Below are 20048 nucleotides of genomic sequence, written 5' to 3' on the forward strand. Positions count from 1 at the left end.
GCGGTATGTCCCGTAGGGGGGCGGGGTAGTCCAGGTTGTGCGCAGCGGTTCCCGGCTTGCATCCGGGCTACGCCTGGCCTGCCTGGGCGCTGTAAACTGCCACCTTCGTTTCAAGGCGCCTGAGCATGAGCTGTACCGACCGCAAGATCGACCACCTGCGCCGCCAGATCCCGCGCTTCGACTGCGTGCCCGGCTGTCACGACTGCTGCGGGCCGGTCACCGCCTCGTCCGAAGAGCTGGCGCGCCTGCCGGTGAAGAGCGATGCCGAACATGACGCGGCGCTGGCCGAGTACAACTGCGTGCACCTGGGGCCCAATGGCTGCGAGGTGTATGACCAGCGGCCGTTGATCTGTCGCCTGTTCGGCACCACGCCGAACCTGCCCTGCCCACATGGGCGTGGGCCGGAGCAGCCCATCGAGCCGGCAGTCGAACGCCAGGTTCACCGCCTGATCGCCACCACTCGGCAGCGGTTGGTATAGGAGACGGCACGAACCTCACCATGCAGGGTAGGCGTGCTGCTCCGGGCCACCATTGTTTCAGCTAGCAGTTGCTTCAAGCCTGTTCTGCCCCTGTGTTTTCAGCCTGCGCAGTAGAGCGTATCCAGTCCCTGACGGTGGTGATGGCCGGGTTGGCGTCATGGCGTGGCGGCCAGACCAGCCAGTAGGCATAGTCGTTGGAGATTCGCTGCTCCGGGCAGGGCATCACCAGCCGCCCGGCGCGCAAGTCGGCTGCAGCCAGAAACAGCCGTCCCAGTGCAACGCCTTGTCCATCGGCGGCCGCCTGAAGAGCGAGGGCGGAATCGCTCAGGTTCAGTCCGGCTGGCACCGGCAGATCCGGGTAGCCGGCGGCACTGAACCAACGTCCCCAATTTCCTTTCGGGGTGTCGTGCAGCAGGCGTTGGCGTAGCAGGTCTGGTGGCGTGCAGAAAGTAGGCAGGGCCTTGCGTAGGACTGGACTGCACAGCGGGGTCAGGGTTTCGGTGGCCAGCAGGGCGCTGTTCAGGCCGGGCCAGCCACCGGGGCCGGATCGCAGGCCAAGATCGAAGCGAGTGTCCCTGCCGTCCCACAGGTCGGCCGTTGTGGTCAATTGCAGGTCAATCTCTGGATGGGCGGCCTGAAAGGCGGGAAGGTGCGGCACCAGCCAACGTGCGGCAAGCGAGGGCAGAACGGTCATCCGCACTGGGCCATTGGCTGGGCGGCGAGCAGTGGCGCTGGCGGCAGCGATACGCTCCAGCGCCGGGGTCAGATCAGCCAGGTAGGTGGCCCCGGTGGGTGTCAAGGCCAGCACCCGGCCACGGCGCTCGAACAGCGGTTGGCCCAGCCACTCTTCCAGCAGGCGCACCTGATGGCTGATGGCGGCCTGCGTCACCGCCAGTTCGTCGGCAGCACGGGTGAAATGCAGGTGGCGGGCGGCAGCTTCGAACGCGCGGACGGCCCCCAGCGGCGGCAGACGGCGCATGAGCCTCTTCTATTAGCTGTATTTATCCAATGCCCGAGATTAGATCATTTCCCCGCTGCTGCAAACGCCGGTTAACTCCCTGAAATCGATTAGGAAATGAGAGGTTGTGATGTCGCCGGAGCTTGTCGCGGTTTTTCTGGGGTATGCGGTGCCGATGGTGATCAGTCCCGGGCCAGGGAATACGGTATTGGCACTGTCCGGGGCCCGTTTCGGGTTGAGGGGCACCGGCCCGTTCTGGCTGGGGTTTGAAATCGGCAATGTTCTGTTATGCCTGCTTTATGGGCTCGGTTTTGGGGCGCTGCTACTGCAGTACCCGCAAAGTCATAAGGTGATGCTGTGGGCGGGAGCGGCCTATGTGCTGTATCTGGCCTGGGGATTCTTCCGCTCTGCCGTACCTGGCAAGAAGGCCCAGACGGTGGAGCGCATGGGGATGGTCAGCGGCATCGTCGCCGTGCTGCTGAACGTCAAGATCCACTCGATGGTGGCAGTCATGTTTGCCCAGTTCCTGCGGCCGGATCGAGCATTGGCTCCGCAGGTGGCGCTGCTGACCGGAGCTTTCCTGCTGGTGGGGATCGTTTGTCACTTTCCCTGGATATATGGCGGGCAAGTGATTCTCGGACGGTTCACGTCAGACCAATCCCTGCGGATACAGGGCTTTGTCTTCGGTGGTTTGATGGTGGCAGTGGCGGTCTACATGGTTCTGGGGTGAGCCCTGTTTGGCCTTTCTGTCGCTGGTCGCAGACATCCTCCTGCTTGGTTCACACGTGGCTGGCCGTGCAGGAGGCGCTGATTCGCCCTGGTGGCGGTAGTCGCCATCTGCATGGCATGAGCGGCAGAGCTCGCTCCTGCAGGTTCACTCCGGCACCGGTAGCGCCAGCGACTCCTTCACCTCTTCCATGACGATATAGCTCTTCGACTCACGCACATGCGGCAGCTTGAGCAGGATGTCGCCGAGCAGCTTGCGATAGCTGGCCATCTCGTTGATGCGTGCCTTCACCAGATAGTCGAAGTCGCCGGACACCAGGTGGCATTCCAGCACGTGCGGTAGCTTGAGCACGGCGCGGCGGAATTCCTCGAAAGTGTCGCCGGACTTGTAGTCCAGGCTGATCTCGACGAACACCAGCAGGTTGGCCTTGAGGTGCTGCGGGTTGAGGCGGGCGTGGTAGCCCATGATGATGCCTTCGCGCTCCAGACGGCGTACGCGCTCGGTGCAGGGCGTGGTCGACAGCCCCACGCGCTCGCCCAGTTCGGTGAAGCTGACGCGCCCATCCTCCTGCAGGATGCGGAGGATGTTGCGGTCGATCTTGTCCAGTTCACGACGGCTTTGATGCTGGGTTCTCATGGGGAATCCGCCTCTGCAAAACGGCTTTTTGCCAAGAATTCTCGCCAAATATAGCTGTATATATGGTGAAAAGCACTGCATCGCTCTTCCTATACTGCGCCCATCGACAACAATGGCCTGTAACGCACGCGCCTTGGGCGCGGCGGGGAGAAAAACATGCGTGTTCTGGTTCTCGGCAGCGGTGTGATTGGTACCGCCAGTGCTTACTACCTCGCCCGTCAGGGCTTCGAGGTGGTGGTGGTCGACCGTCAGAACGGCCCGGCGCTGGAAACCAGCTTCGCCAACGCTGGCCAGGTCTCTCCGGGCTACGCCTCGCCCTGGGCCGCGCCGGGCGTGCCGCTGAAGGCCATCAAGTGGCTGCTGCAGAAGCACGCGCCGCTGGCGATCAAGGCCACCGGCGATGTCGACCAGTACCTGTGGATGGCGCAGATGCTGCGCAACTGCACCGCCAGCCGTTACGCGGTGAACAAGGAGCGCATGGTGCGCCTGTCCGAGTACAGCCGCGACTGCCTCGATGAGCTGCGTGCCGAGACCGGCATCGCCTATGAAGGTCGTCAGCTCGGTACCACCCAGCTGTTCCGCACCCAGGCCCAGGTCGACGCGGCCGCCAAGGACATCGCCGTGCTGGAAGCCTCCGGCGTGCCGTTCGAGCTGCTCGACCGCGACGGCATCGCTCGCGTCGAGCCGGCCCTGGCTGGCGTCAAACACAAGCTGGCCGGCGCCCTGCGCCTGCCCAACGACCAGACCGGCGACTGCCAGATGTTCACCACCAAGCTGGCGGACATGGCCAAGGCGCTTGGTGTCGAGTTCCGTTTCGGCCAGAACATCCAGCGCCTGGACGCCGTGGGCGACCGCATCAACGGTGTGTGGATCGATGGCAAGCTGGAAACCGCCGACCGCTACGTGCTGGCGCTGGGCAGCTACAGCCCGCAATTGCTCAAGCCGCTGGGCGTGCGTGCGCCGGTCTACCCGCTCAAGGGCTATTCGCTGACCGTGCCGATCACCAACCCGGACATGGCGCCGAGCTCGACCATTCTCGACGAGACCTATAAGGTCGCCATCACCCGTTTCGATGGTCGCATCCGTGTCGGTGGCATGGCCGAGATCGCCGGTTTCGACCTGTCGCTCAACCCGCGTCGTCGCGAAACCCTGGAGATGATTACCTCCGACCTCTACCCGGAGGGCGGCGATCTGCAGCGCGCCGACTTCTGGACCGGTCTGCGTCCGGCCACGCCCGATGGCACCCCCATCGTCGGTGCCACCGCATTCCGTAATCTGTTCCTCAACACCGGTCACGGCACCCTGGGCTGGACCATGGCCTGCGGCTCCGGTCGCCTGCTCGCCGACCTGATGGCCAACAAGCGTCCGCAGATCAGCGCCGACGGCCTGGATATCTCGCGTTACTCGCGCAAGGTGCGTGAAGTGCAGAGTGCTCCGCAGCCGCTGCGCACCTGATAGCCTTCGCGCTTTCGCAATTCAAGGAGCTTCAGCTTTATGTCGATTCAGCGCCTGCATGTGGCCAAACGCTACAGCGAAGTGGTGATCCACAACGGCACGATTTACCTCGCCGGCCAGCTGGCTGACGACTTCGACGGTGACATCCGCGAGCAGACCCGTCAGACCCTGGCCAACATCGACAAGATGCTGGCCGAGGGTGGCAGCGACAAGAGCAAGATTCTCTCGCTGACCATCTTCCTCAAGGACATGGCCGACTACGATGGCCTCAACGCCGAGTACGACGCCTGGGTCGCCGACGGCCATGCACCGGCCCGCGCCTGCGTCGAGGCGAAGATGTACAAGCCCGAAGTGCTGGTGGAAATGTGTGTGGTGGCTGCCGTCTGAGGCGGCCACAGCCTCTTTTGTGTTGGCTTTTCACCCGGCTCCCCCGCCGGGTTTTTTTTGAATGACGATTTGTCGGCGTGTAGCCCGGGTGCAATCCGGGAACCTGCGTCGGCATGGTCCCGGATTGCATCCGGGCTACGAAAAACTATCACCTCAGCGAATGATTGAGAGATAAACCATCATGCGTCCCGCCCGTGCCCTGATCGACCTCGATGCCCTGCGTCATAACTACCGCCTGGCCCGCGAACTGAGCGGCGCCCGTGCCCTCGCCGTGGTCAAGGCCGATGCTTACGGGCATGGCGCGGTGCGCTGTGCGCAGGCGCTCGCAGGCGAGGCCGACGGTTTCGCCGTGGCCTGCATCGAAGAGGCGCTGGTACTGCGCGAGGCGGGGATTGTCGCGCCGATCCTGTTGCTCGAAGGCTTCTTCGAGGCTGACGAGCTGACGCTGATCGACCAGCATGACCTGTGGTGCGTGATTCATGCGCAGTGGCAGATCGAGGCCATCGAGCAGGCCCAACTGAGCAAGCCGCTGACGGTGTGGCTCAAACTCGACAGCGGCATGCACCGTGTCGGCCTGCATCCGGCCGATTATCAGAACGCCTATCGTCGCCTGCTGGCCAGCGGCAAGGTCAGCAAGATCGTGCTGATGAGCCACTTCGCCCGCGCCGACGAGCCCGAGTGCGAGCGCACTTCCGAGCAACTGGCGGTGTTTCAGCAGGCTCGCGACGGTCTCAGCGCCGAGGTCAGCCTGCGTAATTCGCCGGCGGTGCTCGGCTGGCCACAGCTATTTGAAAAGACGGGGGCGAGCGACTGGGTGCGCCCCGGCATCATGCTGTACGGCGCCACGCCGTTCGAGCAGGCTCAGCAGCAGGCCGCGCGCCTGCAGCCGGTAATGACGCTGGAGTCGAAGGTCATCAGCGTGCGTGAGCTGCCGGCCGGCGAGCCGGTGGGGTATGGCGCGCGCTTCATCGCCGAGCGGCCGACCCGCGTCGGCGTGGTCGCCATGGGCTATGCCGACGGCTATCCGCGTCATGCACCGACCGGCACGCCGGTGATGGTGGACGGTCAGCCGGCCCGGCTGATCGGCCGCGTGTCGATGGACATGCTGACCGTGGACCTGACCGATCTGCCGCAGGCTGGCCTCGGCAGCCGTGTCGAACTATGGGGCAAGCAGGTGCTGGCCAGCGATGTGGCCATGGCTGCAGGCAGCATTCCCTATCAGATTTTCTGCAACCTGCGGCGGGTGCCGCTGCTCTATCTCGGGGGTTGAGCTCGCCGTGTAGGCGAAGGGTGAACGCAAGTGTTGTAAATTCCGAACGCTATGCCATGATACGGACACTTTTCCGTCTCTTATCCCAAGGGGGATTCCAGCATTGGACGTCGGCGTTCGACTGCAATCGATTCGTAAGCTCAAAGGCCTATCCCAGCGTGAACTCGCCAAGCGGGCGGGCGTCACCAACAGCACCATTTCCATGATCGAGAAGAACAGTGTCAGCCCCTCGATCAGTTCGCTGAAAAAGGTGCTCGGCGGCATTCCCATGTCGCTGGTGGAATTCTTCTCGCTCGACATGGAGCAGGAGAACCAGACCCAGGTGGTCTATCGTGCCGCCGAACTGACCGATATCTGCAGTGGCGCCATCACCATGAAGCTGATCGGCAAGGCCCATCCGAGTCGCGCCATTTCCTTTCTCGACGAGACCTATCCGGCGGGTACCGACACCGGTGACGAGATGTACGCCCACGAAGGCGAAGAGGCTGGCATGCTGGTCGAGGGCAAGCTGGAGCTGACCGTTGGCAACGAGGTATTTGTTCTCGAGCCGGGCGACAGCGATTACTTCGAAAGCAGCAAGCCGCATCGCTTCCGCAATCCGTTCGATGTGCCGGCGCGTCTGATCAGCGCCACCACGCCAGCCAATTTCTGAATCCGACCTGCGCCCCTTTGGCTTGAGCGAAGGGGCGTTTTTCTCGATCAAACCCCGATTCGCCAACTCGTCGAGCGCCAATTCGCTTCGGTGACGCTAGAGTTGGGGCCTCTCTCAATGGATAAGCCGACCTCGGTCCGGCATGGCAAGGAGCCGCCAATGGCAGCCAGCAACAAGTGGTTGATGTCCTCGTTCGCCTACTACCTGGATTTTTTCACGGTGCCGCTGTTGTTAGCGGTCGCCCTGTGGCTGGGCCCCGTACAGCTCTGGCAGCTCGCCGCCGGTGTGCTGATCTGGAGCTTCGTCGAATACGCCATGCATCGCTTTCTGTTTCATTCCCTGTATCGCCGCGAGCACTGGACGCACCACGTTGACGTGCTGGCCTTGATCGGCATCTCCAGCTGGAAGACCACGGCTACCTTCGTCGGGCTGTTGCTTGTGTCCCAGGCGCTCGGGTTGGCCTCGCTGCTCGCCGGTGTGATGCTGGGCTACCTGGCCTACATCGGCCTGCATTACGTGATGCATCGGCCCGAGCACTGGTTCTATCGCTTCATCCCGGGGCTGATCGCCAACCATGACCTGCACCATCAGCGCGGTGTGGAGCAGAATTTCGGGGTTTCCTCGCCGCTCTGGGATCATGTCTTTGGCACTTACGTGCGGATGCGGCAGAATGAACCGGCCGAGAAAATGGAGCTTCAACGGTCGCCTACGGGCCAATAACCCTGCGACAATATGGGTTGTTTCGGTGGGACGCGCTTGCCGTTATACTGTCGCCCGCTCGCGAAACCGTGGCCGCGGGCGTGACTAGCCACGAAGAGGGTGTACCGTGAATCTGATGAAGAAAATGCTGGCAGTTCCGGCTGCCGTATTGGCCCTGTGGGCAGTGACTGCTCAGGCCACGACCGATGAAGCCATCGCCGCGCGTCTCAAGCCTGTGGGCGACGTGTGCATCATGGGCGAAGAGTGCAAGGGCGTCGAAACCGTCGCCGCATCCGCCGGTGGTGGTGCGCGCACCGCTGACGACATCATCGCCAAGCACTGCAACGCCTGCCACGCCACCGGCGTGCTGGATGCGCCGAAGATCGGCGACACCGCAGCCTGGAAAGAGCGCGCCGACCACCAGGGCGGTCTCGACGGCATCCTCGCTGCCGCCATCTCCGGTATCAACGCCATGCCGCCGAAAGGCACCTGCGCTGATTGCTCGGAAGACGAACTGCGTGAAGCGATCCAGAAGATGTCCGGTCTGTAAGACTCGCTTCTTCCATGAAAGAACCGCCCTTTGGGCGGTTTTTTCGTTTCGGGGGCAGGCATGCAACCATGCCGGCGGCTTCGTAGTCCAAGCAGCATTCGTCATGGATGTCGCGAGGAGCGTCAGATGCCGCACACCTGTACCCTCGAACAAGCCGTCGAGCGCGTGCTGAGCGCGATCACCGGGCCGATTCATCTGGGTTTACCCCTTGGTCTGGGCAAGCCCAATCGCTGGGTCAACGCGTTGTATGCACGGGTGCGGGGTATGCCCGAGCGGCAACTGACCATCTACACCGCGCTGTGCCTGGCGCGTCCGCGTGCCGGCCAGGACTTGCAGCAGCGCTTTCTCGAACCCTTCGTCGACCGGGTCTACGGCGATTATCCCGAGCTGGATTTTCTCGCCGACCTGCACAGCGGCAACCTGCCGGCCAACGTGCGTGTCGAGCAGTTCTTCTTCCAGCCGGGCAGCCTGCTCGACTGCGAGCCGGCGCAGCAGGACTACATCAGCAGCAACTACAGCCATGTCGCCCGTGACCTCAATGCCAAGGGCCTGAATCTGGTCGCCCAACTGGTCGCCGTCGACGCCGCGCGGCCCGAGCATTTCAGCCTGAGCTGCAACCCTGACATCACCCTCGATCTGCTGCCGCTGCTGGACAAGCGCCGTGAGGCTGGCGAGACCGTGCTCAGCGTCGCCCAGATTCACAGTGACCTGCCCTATATGGCTGGCGATGCCCAGGTGCCGCGCGATACCTTCGATATCCATATCGGCGAGGACGAGCGCACCACGCTGTTCTCCACGCCGAACATGCCGGTGACCCTGCAGGATCATTGCATCGGTCTGCTTGCCAGCACGCTGGTGCGTGACGGCGGCACCCTGCAGATCGGTATCGGCTCGATGGGCGATGCCTTGGCGTCGGCGCTTATCGCCAGGCAGGACGACAATGCCCAGTATCGCGCGCTGCTACAGGCGCTGCGTGCTGATGATTGGGCGCGCGAGATTGCCGCCAGTGGTGGCCTTGAGCCGCTCGAGCATGGGCTCTATGGCTGCAGCGAAATGTTCGTCAACGGCTTGCTGGAATTGGCCGAGGCCGGCTTGCTACGGCGCCGGGTCTACCCGGATCTACGCCTGCAGCGTCTGGCCTGTAGTGGGGCGCTGGATGAGCACGGGCAGCCACACAGCGTTCAGGCGTTGGTCGACGCGGGGCTGCCGCCGAAGTTGCAGCCGAGCGATCTGGCCTGGCTGCGCGATAGCGGCCTGCTGCGGGGCGATATGCGCCTGGAGGAGGACGAGCTGCAGTGGCCTGATGGTAGCCGCGTCGCTGCGGATCTCGGTGATCCCCAGACGCAGGCTCGCCTGCAATCCTGCCTCGCCCGCGCGCAGGGCGGCGTAGTGCTGCACGGTGGTTTCTTCCTCGGCCCGGAGACCTTCTACCAGCGTTTGCGCGAGCTGGAAGACGCCGCTCGCGAGCGCTTCGCCATGACTGGCATCCGTTACATCAACGAGCTTTACGGTCAGGAGGAGCTCAAGCGTCTGCAGCGCCGTGATGCACGCTTCATCAATACGGTATTCACCATGACCCTGCTCGGCGCGGGGGTGGCCGATCAACTGGAAGATGGTCGTGTGCTCAGCGGGGTCGGCGGGCAATACAACTTCGTGGCCCAGGCCCATGCGCTGGAGGATGCCCGCTCGATCCTGCTGCTGCGCAGTTGGCGCGAGTCAGGCGGCGAGGTGAGTTCGAACATCGTCTGGGAATATGGCCACGCCACCATCCCTCGGCACCTGCGCGATATCGTGGTGACCGAATATGGCATCGCCGACCTACGCGGCAAGACCGACGCGCAGGTGATTGAGGCACTGCTCAAGATCAGCGATTCGCGTTTCCAGAACGAATTGATCGAGCAGGCGCAGCAGGCCGGCAAGCTGCCGGCGGATTTCCGGCTCGATGAGCGCTTTTGCAACAACCTGCCCGAACGCCTGGAGGCGCTGCGCGCAGAGCATTCACAGTTGTTCGCCGAATATCCACTGGGCAGCGACTTCAGCGCGGTGGAGCAGGATCTGGTGCGGGCGCTGAGCTGGCTCAAGAGCAAGCTGCGCCTGACCGAGGTGCTGGACCTGGGCAAGGCCACGCTCGATGCGCCCGAGCCTGCGGCCTACCCCGAGCATCTGCGGCGCATGAGTCTGGAGGCGCCGGACGGCGTGCGTGAAGCCCTCTACCAGCGTTTGCTGCTGGCGGGGCTGCAAGCTACTCGCGGGCCTTAATCGAGGAAGCGCACCTGGCCGTTCTCCAGCGCTGCAACACGGGCCAGCGATTCGACGCGGTAGCCTTCGCTCTCCAGCAGGTTGCGGCCGTCCTGGAAGGATTTCTCGATGACGATGCCGATGCCGGCAATCTGTGCGCCGGCCTGCTGGATCAGGTCGATCAGCGCCTTGGCGGCGTGACCGTTGGCGAGGAAGTCGTCGATCACCAGTACGCGGTCCGCTGCGGTCAGGTGACGGGCGGAGATGGCGATGGTGCTTTCGGTCTGCTTGGTGAAGGAGAACACCTTGGAGATCAGCAGGTCGTCCTTGAGCGTCAGCGACTGGAACTTGCGCGCGAAGATCACCGGAATGCCCAGTTCCAGGCCGGCCATCACTGCCGGGGCGATGCCCGAGGCCTCGATGGTGACGATCTTGGTGATGCCCTGGCCGGCGAAACGCTGGGCGAACTCGTGGCCGATCTCCTGCATCAGGCGCGGATCGATCTGGTGGTTGAGAAAGGCGTCCACCTTGAGTACATGTTCGGACAGCACGATGCCTTCGCTGCGAATCTTCTGTTTCAACGACTCCACGGTCGATCCTCTGGTTGAGCAGAAAAGCTGCGGATTTTCGCTCAAAATGCCCTGCAATGTGTAGTGATACCTAAGGCTGCCCGACGGTCGTGGTCAATTGACCGGTTAGACAGGTTGTGAGCCGCGGCCAGCTGTAGCCCGGATGCAATCCGGGGGCGAGCTCCGCTCAGGCGCTCTTGGTCAGCCGCCGCAAAATGTCCCTGGGAATGCCACGCGTATCCAGCGGCAGCTTGTCCGGTGCGGGTTCCAGACCCAGCTCGTAGAGCCAGTTAAGCGTGTACTCGCGCAGTTGCTTGAGTTCGTAGGCCTGCCACTGTTCACGAATCGCCGGAAAGGATTCGATCTCGTAGTCGAACGCGCGCAGCGGCCTGCGGCCGGTCAGCGCGGCGCTGAGCAGTGGGTGGGCGTGCAGATCGTCGAGGGTGAACAGGAAGGACTCACGCATGGCCACGCGCTGTGGCACGTCGAGGTTGGGTATCTGGATGTAGCGATCCGGATCGAGCTCCACTTGCTGGCGCTCGTCGCTGTACGGGTCTTCCGCAGGCAGGGTCAGAACCTTGCCGCTCTCCAGATCCAGCCAGTTTTCCTGCTGCTCACGGCCATTGATCAGTTGAATCAGGGCATCGAGGTCGAGCGTGAATGTGCGCATGGTTCCAACCCCCTGTGTCTGAACGGCATCTTCTTTCTGACTGGCAAATATGACGAGGGTGCCAGTGGCATTGAAGTGGTGGGCTGAAGCCCACCCTACTCCACTCAAGCGTAGGGTGGGCTTCAGCCCACCGACCAGCGTTCAGCGCTTGAGCATCGCCCGCATATTGGCCAGGGCGTCGTTGCCGCGTGCCGCCTTGACCTCCACGGGTGCCTCTTCCAGCCCTTCCCACACCAGGTCTTCCGGCGGCAGTTCATCGAGGAAGCGGCTCGGCGAGCAGTCGATCACCTCGCCATACTGCTTGCGCTTGGCGGCGAAGGTCAGCGCCAGGTTGCGTTTGGCGCGGGTGATGCCGACGTAGGCCAGGCGCCGCTCTTCCTCGATGGTGTCGGCCTCGATGCTGGAACGGTGGGGCAGGATCTCCTCCTCGAAGCCGATGATGTACACCGACGGAAACTCCAGGCCCTTGGAGGCGTGCATGGTCATCATCTGCACGCCCTCGGCGCCTTCTTCCTCTTCCTGCTGGCGTTCGAGCATGTCGCGCAGCACCAGCTTGCCGATGGCGTCTTCGATGGTCATGTCGCCGTCTTCGTCGCGCTCCAGCGTGCTCTTCAGCGCGTCGACGAGGAACCAGACGTTGCCCATGCGCGCGTCGGCCACCTTGTCGCTGGAGGCGTTCTGCCGCAGCCAGTTTTCGTAGTCGATGTCCATGACCATGCTGCGAATCGCGGCAATCGGATCGTTCTGCGCGCACTCCTGGCGCACGCGATCCATCCAGCGGGTGAAGCGCTGCAGGCGTTCGGTGAAGCGTGCGTCGAGGTGTTCGCCGAGGCCGATCTCGCCGGCTGCGGCGTACATGCTGATCTTGCGCTCGTTGGCGTAGTTGCCGAGCTTTTCCAGCGTGGTCGAGCCGATCTCGCGGCGCGGCACGTTGATCACCCGCAGGAAGGCGTTGTCGTCGTCCGGGTTGACCAGCAGGCGGAAATAACTCATCAGGTCCTTCACCTCCTGGCGGGCGAAGAAGCTGGTGCCGCCGGACAGGCGATAGGGAATCTGGTGATGCTGCAGCTTCAGCTCCATCAGCTTGGCCTGGTAGTTGCCGCGATAGAGGATGGCGAACTCGCTGTAGGGGCGCTGGGTGCGCAGATGCTCGGTGAGGATTTCCAGGGCCACCCGTTCGCACTCGGCGTCTTCGTTACGGGTGCGGATCACGCGGATCTCGTCGCCCATGCCCATCTCGCTCCACAGCTGCTTCTCGAACACGTGCGGGTTGTTGGCGATCAGCACGTTGGCGCATTTCAAGATGCGGCTGGTGGAGCGGTAGTTCTGCTCCAGCATCACCACTTTCAGGGACGGATAGTCCTCTTTGAGCAGCATCAGGTTTTCCGGGCGCGCGCCACGCCAGGCGTAGATCGACTGGTCGTCGTCGCCGACCACGGTGAACTGGTTGCGCATGCCCACCAGCATCTTCACCAGCAGGTACTGGCTGGCGTTGGTGTCCTGGTATTCGTCGACCAGCAGGTAACGGATGCGGTTCTGCCACTTCTCCAGGATGTCGGCGTGCTCCTGGAAGAGTTTGACCGGCAGCAGGATCAGGTCGTTGAAGTCCACCGCGTTGTACGCCTTGAGCGTGCGCTGGTAGTGCAGGTAGACGATGGCGGCGGTCTGCTCCTTCGGATTGCGCGCATTGGCCAGGGCTTCGTCGGGCAGGATCAGGTCGTTCTTCCAGCTGTCGATAAGGTTCTTCACCTCATCGGCGCCGTCGTCGCCGGAATACTCCTTCTGCATGATGTCGCTGAGCAGGGCCTTGATGTCGCCGTCATCGAAGATCGAGAAGCCGGGCTTGTAGCCCAGGCGCGCGTATTCCTTGCGAATGATGTTCATGCCCAGGTTGTGGAAGGTGGACACGGTCAGGCCGCGCGCTTCGCTGCCCTTGAGCAGGGTTCCGACGCGCTCCTTCATCTCGCGCGCGGCCTTGTTGGTGAAGGTCATGGCGACGATGTGCTGGGCGCGAATGCCGCAGTTCTGCACCAGGTGGGCGATCTTGCGCGTGATCACGCTGGTCTTGCCGGAACCGGCACCGGCGAGCACCAGAAGTGGGCCGCCGACATAGTTCACGGCCTCTTGTTGCCGGGGGTTCAGTCGGGACATGGGATCGTTCGCAGAAAAAGGGCCGCGCATTTTAACAGGCCTGACGCCTTCTGCCGCGACCGTCCGGAACTGTGGGCTGGCGCACGTATTTAAGGGGCGTCACGCTTGGTTATTCAGCCGATTGCAGTACTCTGGTGTCACTTGCCGGTTTTTTGGCTATACCTCAGGATGTGCACTACCTTTCACACGGATGTGGTTGATTAGACGTCGATTACGACGCGTTCAGGCGACGCGTTCAGGCGACGCGATTCGCCATCATTCTTGTGGTAATTGGGGGAGGTTGCTTGTCCACGCTCGTCGAACCCTTGCGGTTGGTCCTGCTGGCGGAAACGCCGGACTGGGCCGAATTGTTGCGCGAGCAGCTGAGCGCCCTGGGCAGCCCATCCCCGCTGATTACCGCACCGTCCTGGGAAGCGGCCAGCAACCTGTTCGATGATCATGCCAGCGGTCTGCTGCTGAGCACCCCGGCTCGCCTTCCCGAACCCCAGCAGTGCCCCTTGCCCATCGTCCTGCTGCTCGACGAGGAGCCGGTCGAAGAGCCCGTCGGCGTCAGCGACTGGCTGGTGCGCGGCAGCCTCAACCTCGACATACTGCGCCGCTGCCTGCGCTACGTGCGCGAACAGGGCAATCTCAAGCACACCCTGCAGCGCCTGGCCGAGCAGGACCCCTTGACCGGCATCGCCAATCGCCAGGGTTTCCAAACCCTGCTCGCCGCTCGCCTGGCCGAGTGCGGCGGCCGTGGCCTGGTGCTTGGCCACCTCGATCTAGACAACTTCCGCCACGCCAACGATGCCCTCGGCTATCAGGCTGGAGATCGCCTGATTCTGCAGGTGGTGGCGCGACTCAAGGGGCTGCTGCAGCCCTGCGATCAGATCGCGCGCCTGGGTAGCGACGAATTTGCCCTGTTGCTCGATGCACGCCGCGATCCGCAGCGCGTGGAGCGCCTGGCCGAGCGCGTTACCGAGGTGTTGGGTGAGCCTTACTGGGTGGACGGTGAGAGTCTGCTGATCGGTTGCAGCCTGGGCCTGGCCCATGCGCGTGCCGGCGAAGGCGCTGACCCGCTGTTGTGGCACGCGCATATCGCCATGCAACAGGCCAAGAGCCAGCAGGGCTGCGTGTTTCACGTCTACGACGAGCGCCTGAACCGCAGCGCGCGCAGCCAGGCCGATCTCGAAGGCGAGCTGCGCCGCGCTCTACGTCGTGACGAACTGGAGCTGCACTACCAGCCCCGGCTGTGCCTGAAGAGCGGACGTATCGTTGGCCTGGAGGCACTGGTGCGCTGGCAGCACGACGAGCGCGGGTTGCTGTCGCCCAATGAATTCGTGCCGCTGGCCGAGGAAACCGGGCTGATCGTGCCGCTCGGCTACTGGGTCATCTCCCGTGCCTTGCGCGACATGCAGTGGTTGCGCGGGCGCGGTCTGCCGGCGCTGCACATGGCGGTCAATCTGTCGTTCCGCCAGTTTCAGGACAGCCAGTTGCTGCCGACCCTCAGTCGCCTGATCGAAGAGCGCGGGGTCGATGCGCAGTGGCTGGAGTTCGAGCTGACCGAAACCGCGGTGATGCGCCGCAGCGATCAGGTGCAGCAGACCATGCTGGCCCTGGGGCGACTCGGCGTGCGTTTCTCGCTGGACGACTTCGGTACCGGCTTTTCATCCTTCGTTCATCTCAACAGCCTGCCGATCACTCTGCTGAAGATCGACCGCAGTTTCGTCGGCGGCATGGGCGAGCGCGCCGAGAATCGCCAACTGGTGCGGGCGATGATCAATCTGGCGCACAACCTCAATCTCGAGGTGGTGGCCGAAGGGGTGGAGAACATCGAGCAGCTCGACATGCTGCGCCAGTATGGCTGCGATCAGGTACAGGGTTACCTGATCAGCAAGGCCATACCTCTGGCGGAGCTGGCACGCTTTCTGGTGTTCGGCCTGCGCCAGCCGCTGCTCGCCGGGTCGTAACCCGTAGCCCGGATGCAATCCGAGGCCGTGTGCCGGGCATTCCCCGGATTGCATCCGGGCTACGACAGACAGACCTCGCCCTCTATCCTGTTCGGCCGCTGCAGGCGCGCGGTCTTCCACTGGAAGCCCAGTACCAGACCGCTTGCCGTGACTGCCAGACCGGCAGCCAGGCCCCACCATACGCCCTGCGCGCCCCAGCCAAGGACGAAGGCCAGCAGCCAGGCCAGCGGCGCGCCCACGCACCAGTAACCGGTCAGACCGATCACTAGGGTGGTGCGCCCGTCGTTCAGTCCGCGGATCGCGCCCATGGCGATGCTCTGCAAGCCATCGAACAGCTCGAACCAGGCGGCAATCGCCAGCAGACTGACCGCGAGGGTGACGATATCGGCGAACGCCGGGTCGTGACGGTCAAGGAACAGGCCGATGATCCACTCCGGCAGCAGCCAGAACAGCAGGGCGAACAGCAGCATCAACGCCGCCCCCAGGGCCATGCCCAGATGGCCGCTGAGGCGCGACAGGTGCAGGTGCCTGGCGCCGTAATGCAGGCCGACGCGGAACGTCACTGCATAGGACAGCCCTTGCGGCACGATGAACGCCAGCGCCACTGTCTGCATGGCGATCTGATGCGCCGCCAGCTGCACGCTGCCCAGCGCGCCCATGCACAGGGTGGCGAAGGTGAACAGCCCTTGCTCGGCGGCGTAGGTACCGCCAATGGGCAGGCCCAGGCTCAGCAGGGCGCGCATTTCCGCCCGTTGTGGGCGGCCCAGACCGCCCCGCAGTTTGTAGCGGTGATAGGTCGGCGAGAGCAGGATGTACAGCGCCAATGCCAGTGCCATGGCGCTGCTGACCAGCGCAGTGGTCATGCCGATGCCGCTCAGGCCCAGGCTGGGCAGGCCGAACCAGCCCTTGATCAGCGCATAGTTGATGACGAAGTTGGCGACGGTACCGACGATGCTGATGGCCATCACCGGGCCGGGATGACCAATGGCACTGGTGAAGCCGCGCAGCGCCATGAAGCACAGGTAGCCAGGCAGCGCCAGCGACAGCGGGCGCAGGAAATCCATGGCCTGGCTGGCCGCGCTCGGGTCCTGACCCAGATGCGGCAGCAGCGGGCCCAGGCTGTTCAGGCACAGCGCGCTGACGATGCCCAACAGCATGGCCAGCCACAGGCCGTTCTGGATCAGGCGCGTGATGCCCGGCGGATCGCCCGCGCCATGGCGAATGGCGACCAGGCTGCCCACTGCGGCGATCACCCCGGTGCAGAAGATCGAGAAGATGAAATAGCAGGTGGCGCCCAGCGCGCCACCTGCCAACTGCTGAGGGCCGAGCATGGCCATCATCAGGGTGTCGGTGAAAATCATCAGCGCGTGGGCCAGCTGTGCGGAGATCAGCGGGCCGGCCAGGCGCAGCAGCGCACCCAGTTCGTGACCAAGGGACTTCTTCATGATGAGTAAAACTTCGGCAGGATAAGCATCCCCAGGCTGTCGGGGGATGAGCAATGACCGCTATTCTGTGGTCCTTGTCGATTGCTCACAAAAGGAAAATAGCCATGTCAGGCATGATTAAAACTCATGGTTCGATGCAGTGACGCGTCGTCTGCCTCCGCTGTACGCCCTGCGCGCCTTCGAGGCCGCAGCGCGGCATGCCTCCTTCACCCGCGCCGCCGAAGAGCTGGCGATCACCCAGAGCGCGGTGAGTCGGCATATCCGCACGCTTGAGGACTACTTCGCCTGCCGCCTGTTCGAGCGCCGCGGCCGCAGCCTGCAACTGACCGATCCGGCCCGTGCCCTGCTACCGGGGCTGAGTGAGGGCTTCGATGCGCTGGAGCGTGCCAGCGCTACCCTGCGCGTCGACGACGCGGTGCTGCGTCTGAAGGCGCCATCGACCCTGACCATGCGCTGGCTGCTGGCGCGCCTGTCGCACTTTCGCCTGGCCAACCCGGACAGCGAAGTGCAGCTCACCAGCGCCTGGATGGATGTGGACAAGGTCGACTTTCGCCATGAGCCCTTCGATTGCGCCGTGCTGCTGTCCGATGGCCAGTTTCCAGATGAGTGGGAGAGCGTGCTGCTATTCGAGGAGTGGCTGATTCCGGTGTGCGCTGCCGCCGACTCTGAGGCCGGCCCCTGGTCACTGGCGCGGCTGCGGGCGGCGGAGCAGTTGCACCCGACGCCGGATCGCCGCGACTGGCGGCGCTGGTTGCAGGCTACAGGCCTGATCGAACAGGTGCCGCTGAAGACCGGTCAGCTCTTTGACATGCTCGAATTGGGCATCGTTGCGGCGGCGCGCGGCTATGGCGTGTCCATCGGCGACCTGCTGATGGTGGCCGAGGACGTGAACGCCGGTCGGCTCGGTGTGCCCTGGCCGACGGCGGTATTCAGCGGCGAAAGCTACTATTTGGTGTGGCCGCGTGGCCATCGCGCGCAGGCACGTCTGCGTCGACTGCGCGATTACCTGCTGGAAGAGGTGGCGGAGATGCGTCTGCCTGATGTGCAGAGAGCCCTCTAGAACGGGACTTTTAGGCATTTTGACAAAATATGATGGCCATTCGGCATCTGCTTATTGACCAACTTCAACTGTCAAGTATCCTTGCGCACTACGACTAAAGTCGTACGACAACATCGTCCTTTGTCTCATTCCCGTCGCCCCGCCGTTGTGGCATCACGCCCAGAGAGCCCTGCATGAACCCTTCTCGCTCCCGCATTGCCCTGCAGTTGGCCGTCGCCCTGGCGCTGATACTGGTGTTACTAATCAGTATCAGCACACTGTTCGCCCTGCGCTCGCTGAACAACGCCAACCTGGTGACCCGCGCCGAGCATCTGGGCAGTGAGGCGCGCCTGTTGGCCGATCAGCTGGCCACCTTTCATGGCAGTCTGCGTGACAGCACGCAGCGCCTGGCCGGGCTCTTCGAGCAGCGCTTCAGCAGTGGTTTGCAGGTGCGCAACGACGAGCGTGTCACGGTCGGTAGTCTGCAGACCCCGGCCCTGTATCTGGGCGCGACCCGGCTCAACAATGACTTCAGCGAGGTCGACGACTTCACCCGCATGACCGCAGGCGTTGCCACGGTGTTCGTCCGCGACGGTGAAGAGTTCGTGCGCATCACCACTTCGCTGACCAAGCAGGATGGTAGCCGTGCGCTTGGCACCGTGCTAGATCATCAGCATCCGGCCTATCAGCGACTGCTGGCGGGGCAGAGCTATGTCGGCCGTGCGCTGCTGTTCGATCGCTACTACATGACTCAGTACACCCCGGTGCGCGATGCCGGCGGGCGGGTGATCGCGGTGCTGTTCGTCGGTTTCGATTACACCGATGCGCAGAACCTGCAAATGCGCAACCTCACCGATTTCCGTATTGGTAGCACCGGGTCGCTGGCGCTGCTCGACGAGCAGGGCAAGTGGCTGGTGCCGCCGGCCGGTGCAGTGGCGATGAGCAGTCTGCCCGAATCGCTGAGCACGCTGGTCGCCAATAGCGGCAAAGGCGGCTTCTGGAGCGATGGCCGGGACGAGTTCTACAGCGTTGCCATGCCCTTCTCTGGCGGCCCATGGATGGTGCTGGCGAGCATGCCGCGCGAGGAAATTCAGGCCGTTACCTGGCGTGTCGGTACCCAGCTGGCCATTGGTAGCGCACTGACGCTGCTGCTGGCGGTCATTGCCGTGGTCTGGCTGCTGCGCCGCAAACTGCGCCCGCTGGGCGATCTGGTACAGCAGGCGCAGGCACTCGGTGCCGGTGATCTCGGCGCGCGTATGGCGCAATCGAGCGATGACGAAATTGGCGAGCTGGCGCGCAGCTTCAACCGCATGGGCGAAGCGCTGGCGAGCATGGTGGCGGGCATTCGCAGCGCTGCACAGGATGTCAGTGCGCGCTCGCAGGCAATGTCCACGCTGTCGCGCGACGCCTATCAGGGGATCGATCAGCAATCCGGCGAGATCAGCAGCATGGCCGGCGCGGTGGAGGAATTCAGCGCCACCTCGCAGAACATCGCCGACAACATGCGCAGCACCGAGCGTCTGGCCAGTGATAACGCCCAGCAGACCCGCATCGGGCGCACCTCGATGGATCAAGCCTCCGAAGCGCTGGTGCAGATCGCCGAAGCCCTTGAGCAGACCTCCAAGGTGATCAATGGCCTGGGCCAGCGCTCCCAGGAGATCGGCGGTATCGTCAGCGTCATCACCGCGATCGCCGACCAGACCAACCTGCTGGCGCTAAACGCTGCCATCGAAGCAGCGAGGGCCGGCGAGCAGGGCCGCGGTTTTGCCGTTGTCGCCGACGAGGTGCGCAACCTGGCCGGCCGTACCCGCGAGGCGACCAACGAGATTTCCACGATGATCGGCAGCATCCAGAGCGAGACCAGCAGCGCCATCGCCACCATGGAGCACGGCCGACAGCTGATGCAGGATGGCCTGGAACGTAACGCCAAGGTGGCTGCGGCACTGGCGCAGATCAGTGAGCAGAGCGCCGAGGCCGGAGAGCAGTTCGCCGCCATCACCACCGCTACCAGCGAGCAGAGCAGCACCGCGACAGTGCTCAGTTCCAACCTGCAGAGCATCGCCCAGGCCAATGGCGAGCAGCGTGAAGTGGTGGCCAACTTGGCCGATACCGCACGCGAGCTGGATCGCCTTGCCGCTCAGTTGCGTCAGGAAGTCGAGCGCTTCCGCTGA

18 protein-coding genes are annotated in these 20048 nt (G+C 63.6%); 12 read left to right on the top strand and 6 right to left on the bottom strand.

What is annotated here, in order from left to right:
- Window positions 1-125: 125 nt before the first annotated feature.
- Entirely contained in the window at window positions 126-479 is a 354-nt protein-coding gene (locus BLR77_RS11300) for a YkgJ family cysteine cluster protein (protein ID WP_074677774.1), read from the top strand.
- Between the two features lie 73 nt (window positions 480-552).
- Here BLR77_RS11300 and gcvA read toward each other — a convergent pair whose 3' ends face one another.
- The gene (gene gcvA / locus BLR77_RS11305) at window positions 553-1458 is read right to left on the bottom strand and encodes a transcriptional regulator GcvA (protein WP_074677776.1); all 906 of its coding nucleotides are present in this window, start codon (window positions 1456-1458) and stop codon (window positions 553-555) included.
- Window positions 1459-1567: 109 nt separating this feature from the next.
- Between gcvA and BLR77_RS11310 the strand changes: the two genes are divergently transcribed.
- Window positions 1568-2167, top strand: coding sequence for a LysE family translocator (locus tag BLR77_RS11310; protein ID WP_074677778.1), 600 nt, complete (start codon window positions 1568-1570; stop codon window positions 2165-2167).
- A 144-nt stretch (window positions 2168-2311) separates the two neighbouring features.
- Here the strand turns inward: BLR77_RS11310 and dadR are convergent, their stop codons facing one another.
- Window positions 2312-2800, bottom strand: a complete 489-nt coding sequence (gene dadR / locus BLR77_RS11315) for a transcriptional regulator DadR (protein ID WP_074677780.1) — start codon at window positions 2798-2800, stop codon at window positions 2312-2314.
- Between the two features lie 156 nt (window positions 2801-2956).
- Between dadR and dadA the strand changes: the two genes are divergently transcribed.
- The 7 genes from dadA to BLR77_RS11350 all read left to right on the top strand — a co-directional run bounded on the left by dadA (window position 2957) and on the right by BLR77_RS11350 (window position 10072).
- Window positions 2957-4255 carry a D-amino acid dehydrogenase gene (gene dadA, locus BLR77_RS11320; RefSeq protein WP_074677782.1) on the top strand — a complete coding sequence of 433 codons (1299 nt, stop codon included), beginning with the start codon at window positions 2957-2959 and terminating at the stop codon, window positions 4253-4255.
- Between the two features lie 39 nt (window positions 4256-4294).
- Complete coding sequence (locus BLR77_RS11325; protein ID WP_013713456.1) at window positions 4295-4642, top strand: RidA family protein; 348 nt, start codon at window positions 4295-4297, stop codon at window positions 4640-4642.
- 181 nt (window positions 4643-4823) lie between these two features.
- On the top strand, window positions 4824-5912 hold the full coding sequence (gene alr / locus BLR77_RS11330) for an alanine racemase (RefSeq protein ID WP_074677784.1): 1089 nt from the start codon (window positions 4824-4826) through the stop codon (window positions 5910-5912).
- 103 nt (window positions 5913-6015) lie between these two features.
- On the top strand, window positions 6016-6564 hold the full coding sequence (locus BLR77_RS11335; RefSeq protein ID WP_074677785.1) for a cupin domain-containing protein: 549 nt from the start codon (window positions 6016-6018) through the stop codon (window positions 6562-6564).
- Window positions 6565-6723: 159 nt separating this feature from the next.
- Window positions 6724-7284 (top strand): sterol desaturase family protein, encoded by a 561-nt coding sequence (locus BLR77_RS11340; protein WP_074677788.1) that lies wholly within the window; start codon window positions 6724-6726, stop codon window positions 7282-7284.
- Window positions 7285-7390: 106 nt separating this feature from the next.
- Complete coding sequence (locus tag BLR77_RS11345) at window positions 7391-7813, top strand: c-type cytochrome (protein ID WP_074677790.1); 423 nt, start codon at window positions 7391-7393, stop codon at window positions 7811-7813.
- A gap of 126 nt (window positions 7814-7939) precedes the next feature.
- Window positions 7940-10072 (top strand): acetyl-CoA hydrolase/transferase C-terminal domain-containing protein, encoded by a 2133-nt coding sequence (locus BLR77_RS11350; protein ID WP_074677792.1) that lies wholly within the window; start codon window positions 7940-7942, stop codon window positions 10070-10072.
- Here BLR77_RS11350 and BLR77_RS11355 read toward each other — a convergent pair.
- The 3 genes from BLR77_RS11355 to rep all read right to left on the bottom strand — a co-directional run bounded on the left by BLR77_RS11355 (window position 10069) and on the right by rep (window position 13441).
- The gene (locus BLR77_RS11355; RefSeq protein WP_072423583.1) at window positions 10069-10641 is read right to left on the bottom strand and encodes a xanthine phosphoribosyltransferase; all 573 of its coding nucleotides are present in this window, start codon (window positions 10639-10641) and stop codon (window positions 10069-10071) included. The two genes, BLR77_RS11350 and BLR77_RS11355, sit on opposite strands and share 4 nt — an antisense overlap.
- Before the next feature lie 166 nt (window positions 10642-10807).
- Window positions 10808-11290 carry a UPF0158 family protein gene (locus tag BLR77_RS11360; protein WP_074677794.1) on the bottom strand — a complete coding sequence of 161 codons (483 nt, stop codon included), beginning with the start codon at window positions 11288-11290 and terminating at the stop codon, window positions 10808-10810.
- Between the two features lie 141 nt (window positions 11291-11431).
- A complete protein-coding gene (gene rep / locus BLR77_RS11365) occupies window positions 11432-13441 on the bottom strand; it encodes a DNA helicase Rep (protein ID WP_074677796.1) in 2010 nt (669 codons plus the stop codon).
- Between the two features lie 284 nt (window positions 13442-13725).
- Between rep and BLR77_RS11370 the strand changes: the two genes are divergently transcribed.
- Window positions 13726-15393, top strand: a complete 1668-nt coding sequence (locus BLR77_RS11370; RefSeq protein ID WP_074677798.1) for a putative bifunctional diguanylate cyclase/phosphodiesterase — start codon at window positions 13726-13728, stop codon at window positions 15391-15393.
- A 59-nt stretch (window positions 15394-15452) separates the two neighbouring features.
- Here BLR77_RS11370 and BLR77_RS11375 read toward each other — a convergent pair whose 3' ends face one another.
- Window positions 15453-16838: a NorM family multidrug efflux MATE transporter gene (locus BLR77_RS11375; RefSeq protein ID WP_074677800.1), complete on the bottom strand. Its 1386-nt coding sequence runs from the start codon at window positions 16836-16838 to the stop codon at window positions 15453-15455.
- 139 nt (window positions 16839-16977) lie between these two features.
- Between BLR77_RS11375 and BLR77_RS11380 the strand changes: the two genes are divergently transcribed.
- Window positions 16978-17898 carry a LysR substrate-binding domain-containing protein gene (locus BLR77_RS11380; protein ID WP_074677802.1) on the top strand — a complete coding sequence of 307 codons (921 nt, stop codon included), beginning with the start codon at window positions 16978-16980 and terminating at the stop codon, window positions 17896-17898.
- A gap of 173 nt (window positions 17899-18071) precedes the next feature.
- Window positions 18072-20048, top strand: coding sequence for a methyl-accepting chemotaxis protein (locus BLR77_RS11385; RefSeq protein WP_074677804.1), 1977 nt, complete (start codon window positions 18072-18074; stop codon window positions 20046-20048).

Source organism: Ectopseudomonas alcaliphila (genome assembly GCF_900101755.1).
In the GTDB taxonomy this organism is placed as follows: domain Bacteria; phylum Pseudomonadota; class Gammaproteobacteria; order Pseudomonadales; family Pseudomonadaceae; genus Aquipseudomonas; species Aquipseudomonas alcaliphila.

Coding starts and splice junctions, on each gene's coding strand:
- BLR77_RS11300 (WP_074677774.1), top strand. CDS start 126: ATGAGCTGTACCGACCGCAAGATCGACCACCTGCGCCGCCAGATCCCG.
- gcvA (WP_074677776.1), bottom strand. CDS start 1,458: ATGCGCCGTCTGCCGCCGCTGGGGGCCGTCCGCGCGTTCGAAGCTGCC.
- BLR77_RS11310 (WP_074677778.1), top strand. CDS start 1,568: ATGTCGCCGGAGCTTGTCGCGGTTTTTCTGGGGTATGCGGTGCCGATG.
- dadR (WP_074677780.1), bottom strand. CDS start 2,800: ATGAGAACCCAGCATCAAAGCCGTCGTGAACTGGACAAGATCGACCGC.
- dadA (WP_074677782.1), top strand. CDS start 2,957: ATGCGTGTTCTGGTTCTCGGCAGCGGTGTGATTGGTACCGCCAGTGCT.
- BLR77_RS11325 (WP_013713456.1), top strand. CDS start 4,295: ATGTCGATTCAGCGCCTGCATGTGGCCAAACGCTACAGCGAAGTGGTG.
- alr (WP_074677784.1), top strand. CDS start 4,824: ATGCGTCCCGCCCGTGCCCTGATCGACCTCGATGCCCTGCGTCATAAC.
- BLR77_RS11340 (WP_074677788.1), top strand. CDS start 6,724: ATGGCAGCCAGCAACAAGTGGTTGATGTCCTCGTTCGCCTACTACCTG.
- BLR77_RS11350 (WP_074677792.1), top strand. CDS start 7,940: ATGCCGCACACCTGTACCCTCGAACAAGCCGTCGAGCGCGTGCTGAGC.
- BLR77_RS11360 (WP_074677794.1), bottom strand. CDS start 11,290: ATGCGCACATTCACGCTCGACCTCGATGCCCTGATTCAACTGATCAAT.
- rep (WP_074677796.1), bottom strand. CDS start 13,441: ATGTCCCGACTGAACCCCCGGCAACAAGAGGCCGTGAACTATGTCGGC.
- BLR77_RS11375 (WP_074677800.1), bottom strand. CDS start 16,838: ATGAAGAAGTCCCTTGGTCACGAACTGGGTGCGCTGCTGCGCCTGGCC.
- BLR77_RS11385 (WP_074677804.1), top strand. CDS start 18,072: ATGAACCCTTCTCGCTCCCGCATTGCCCTGCAGTTGGCCGTCGCCCTG.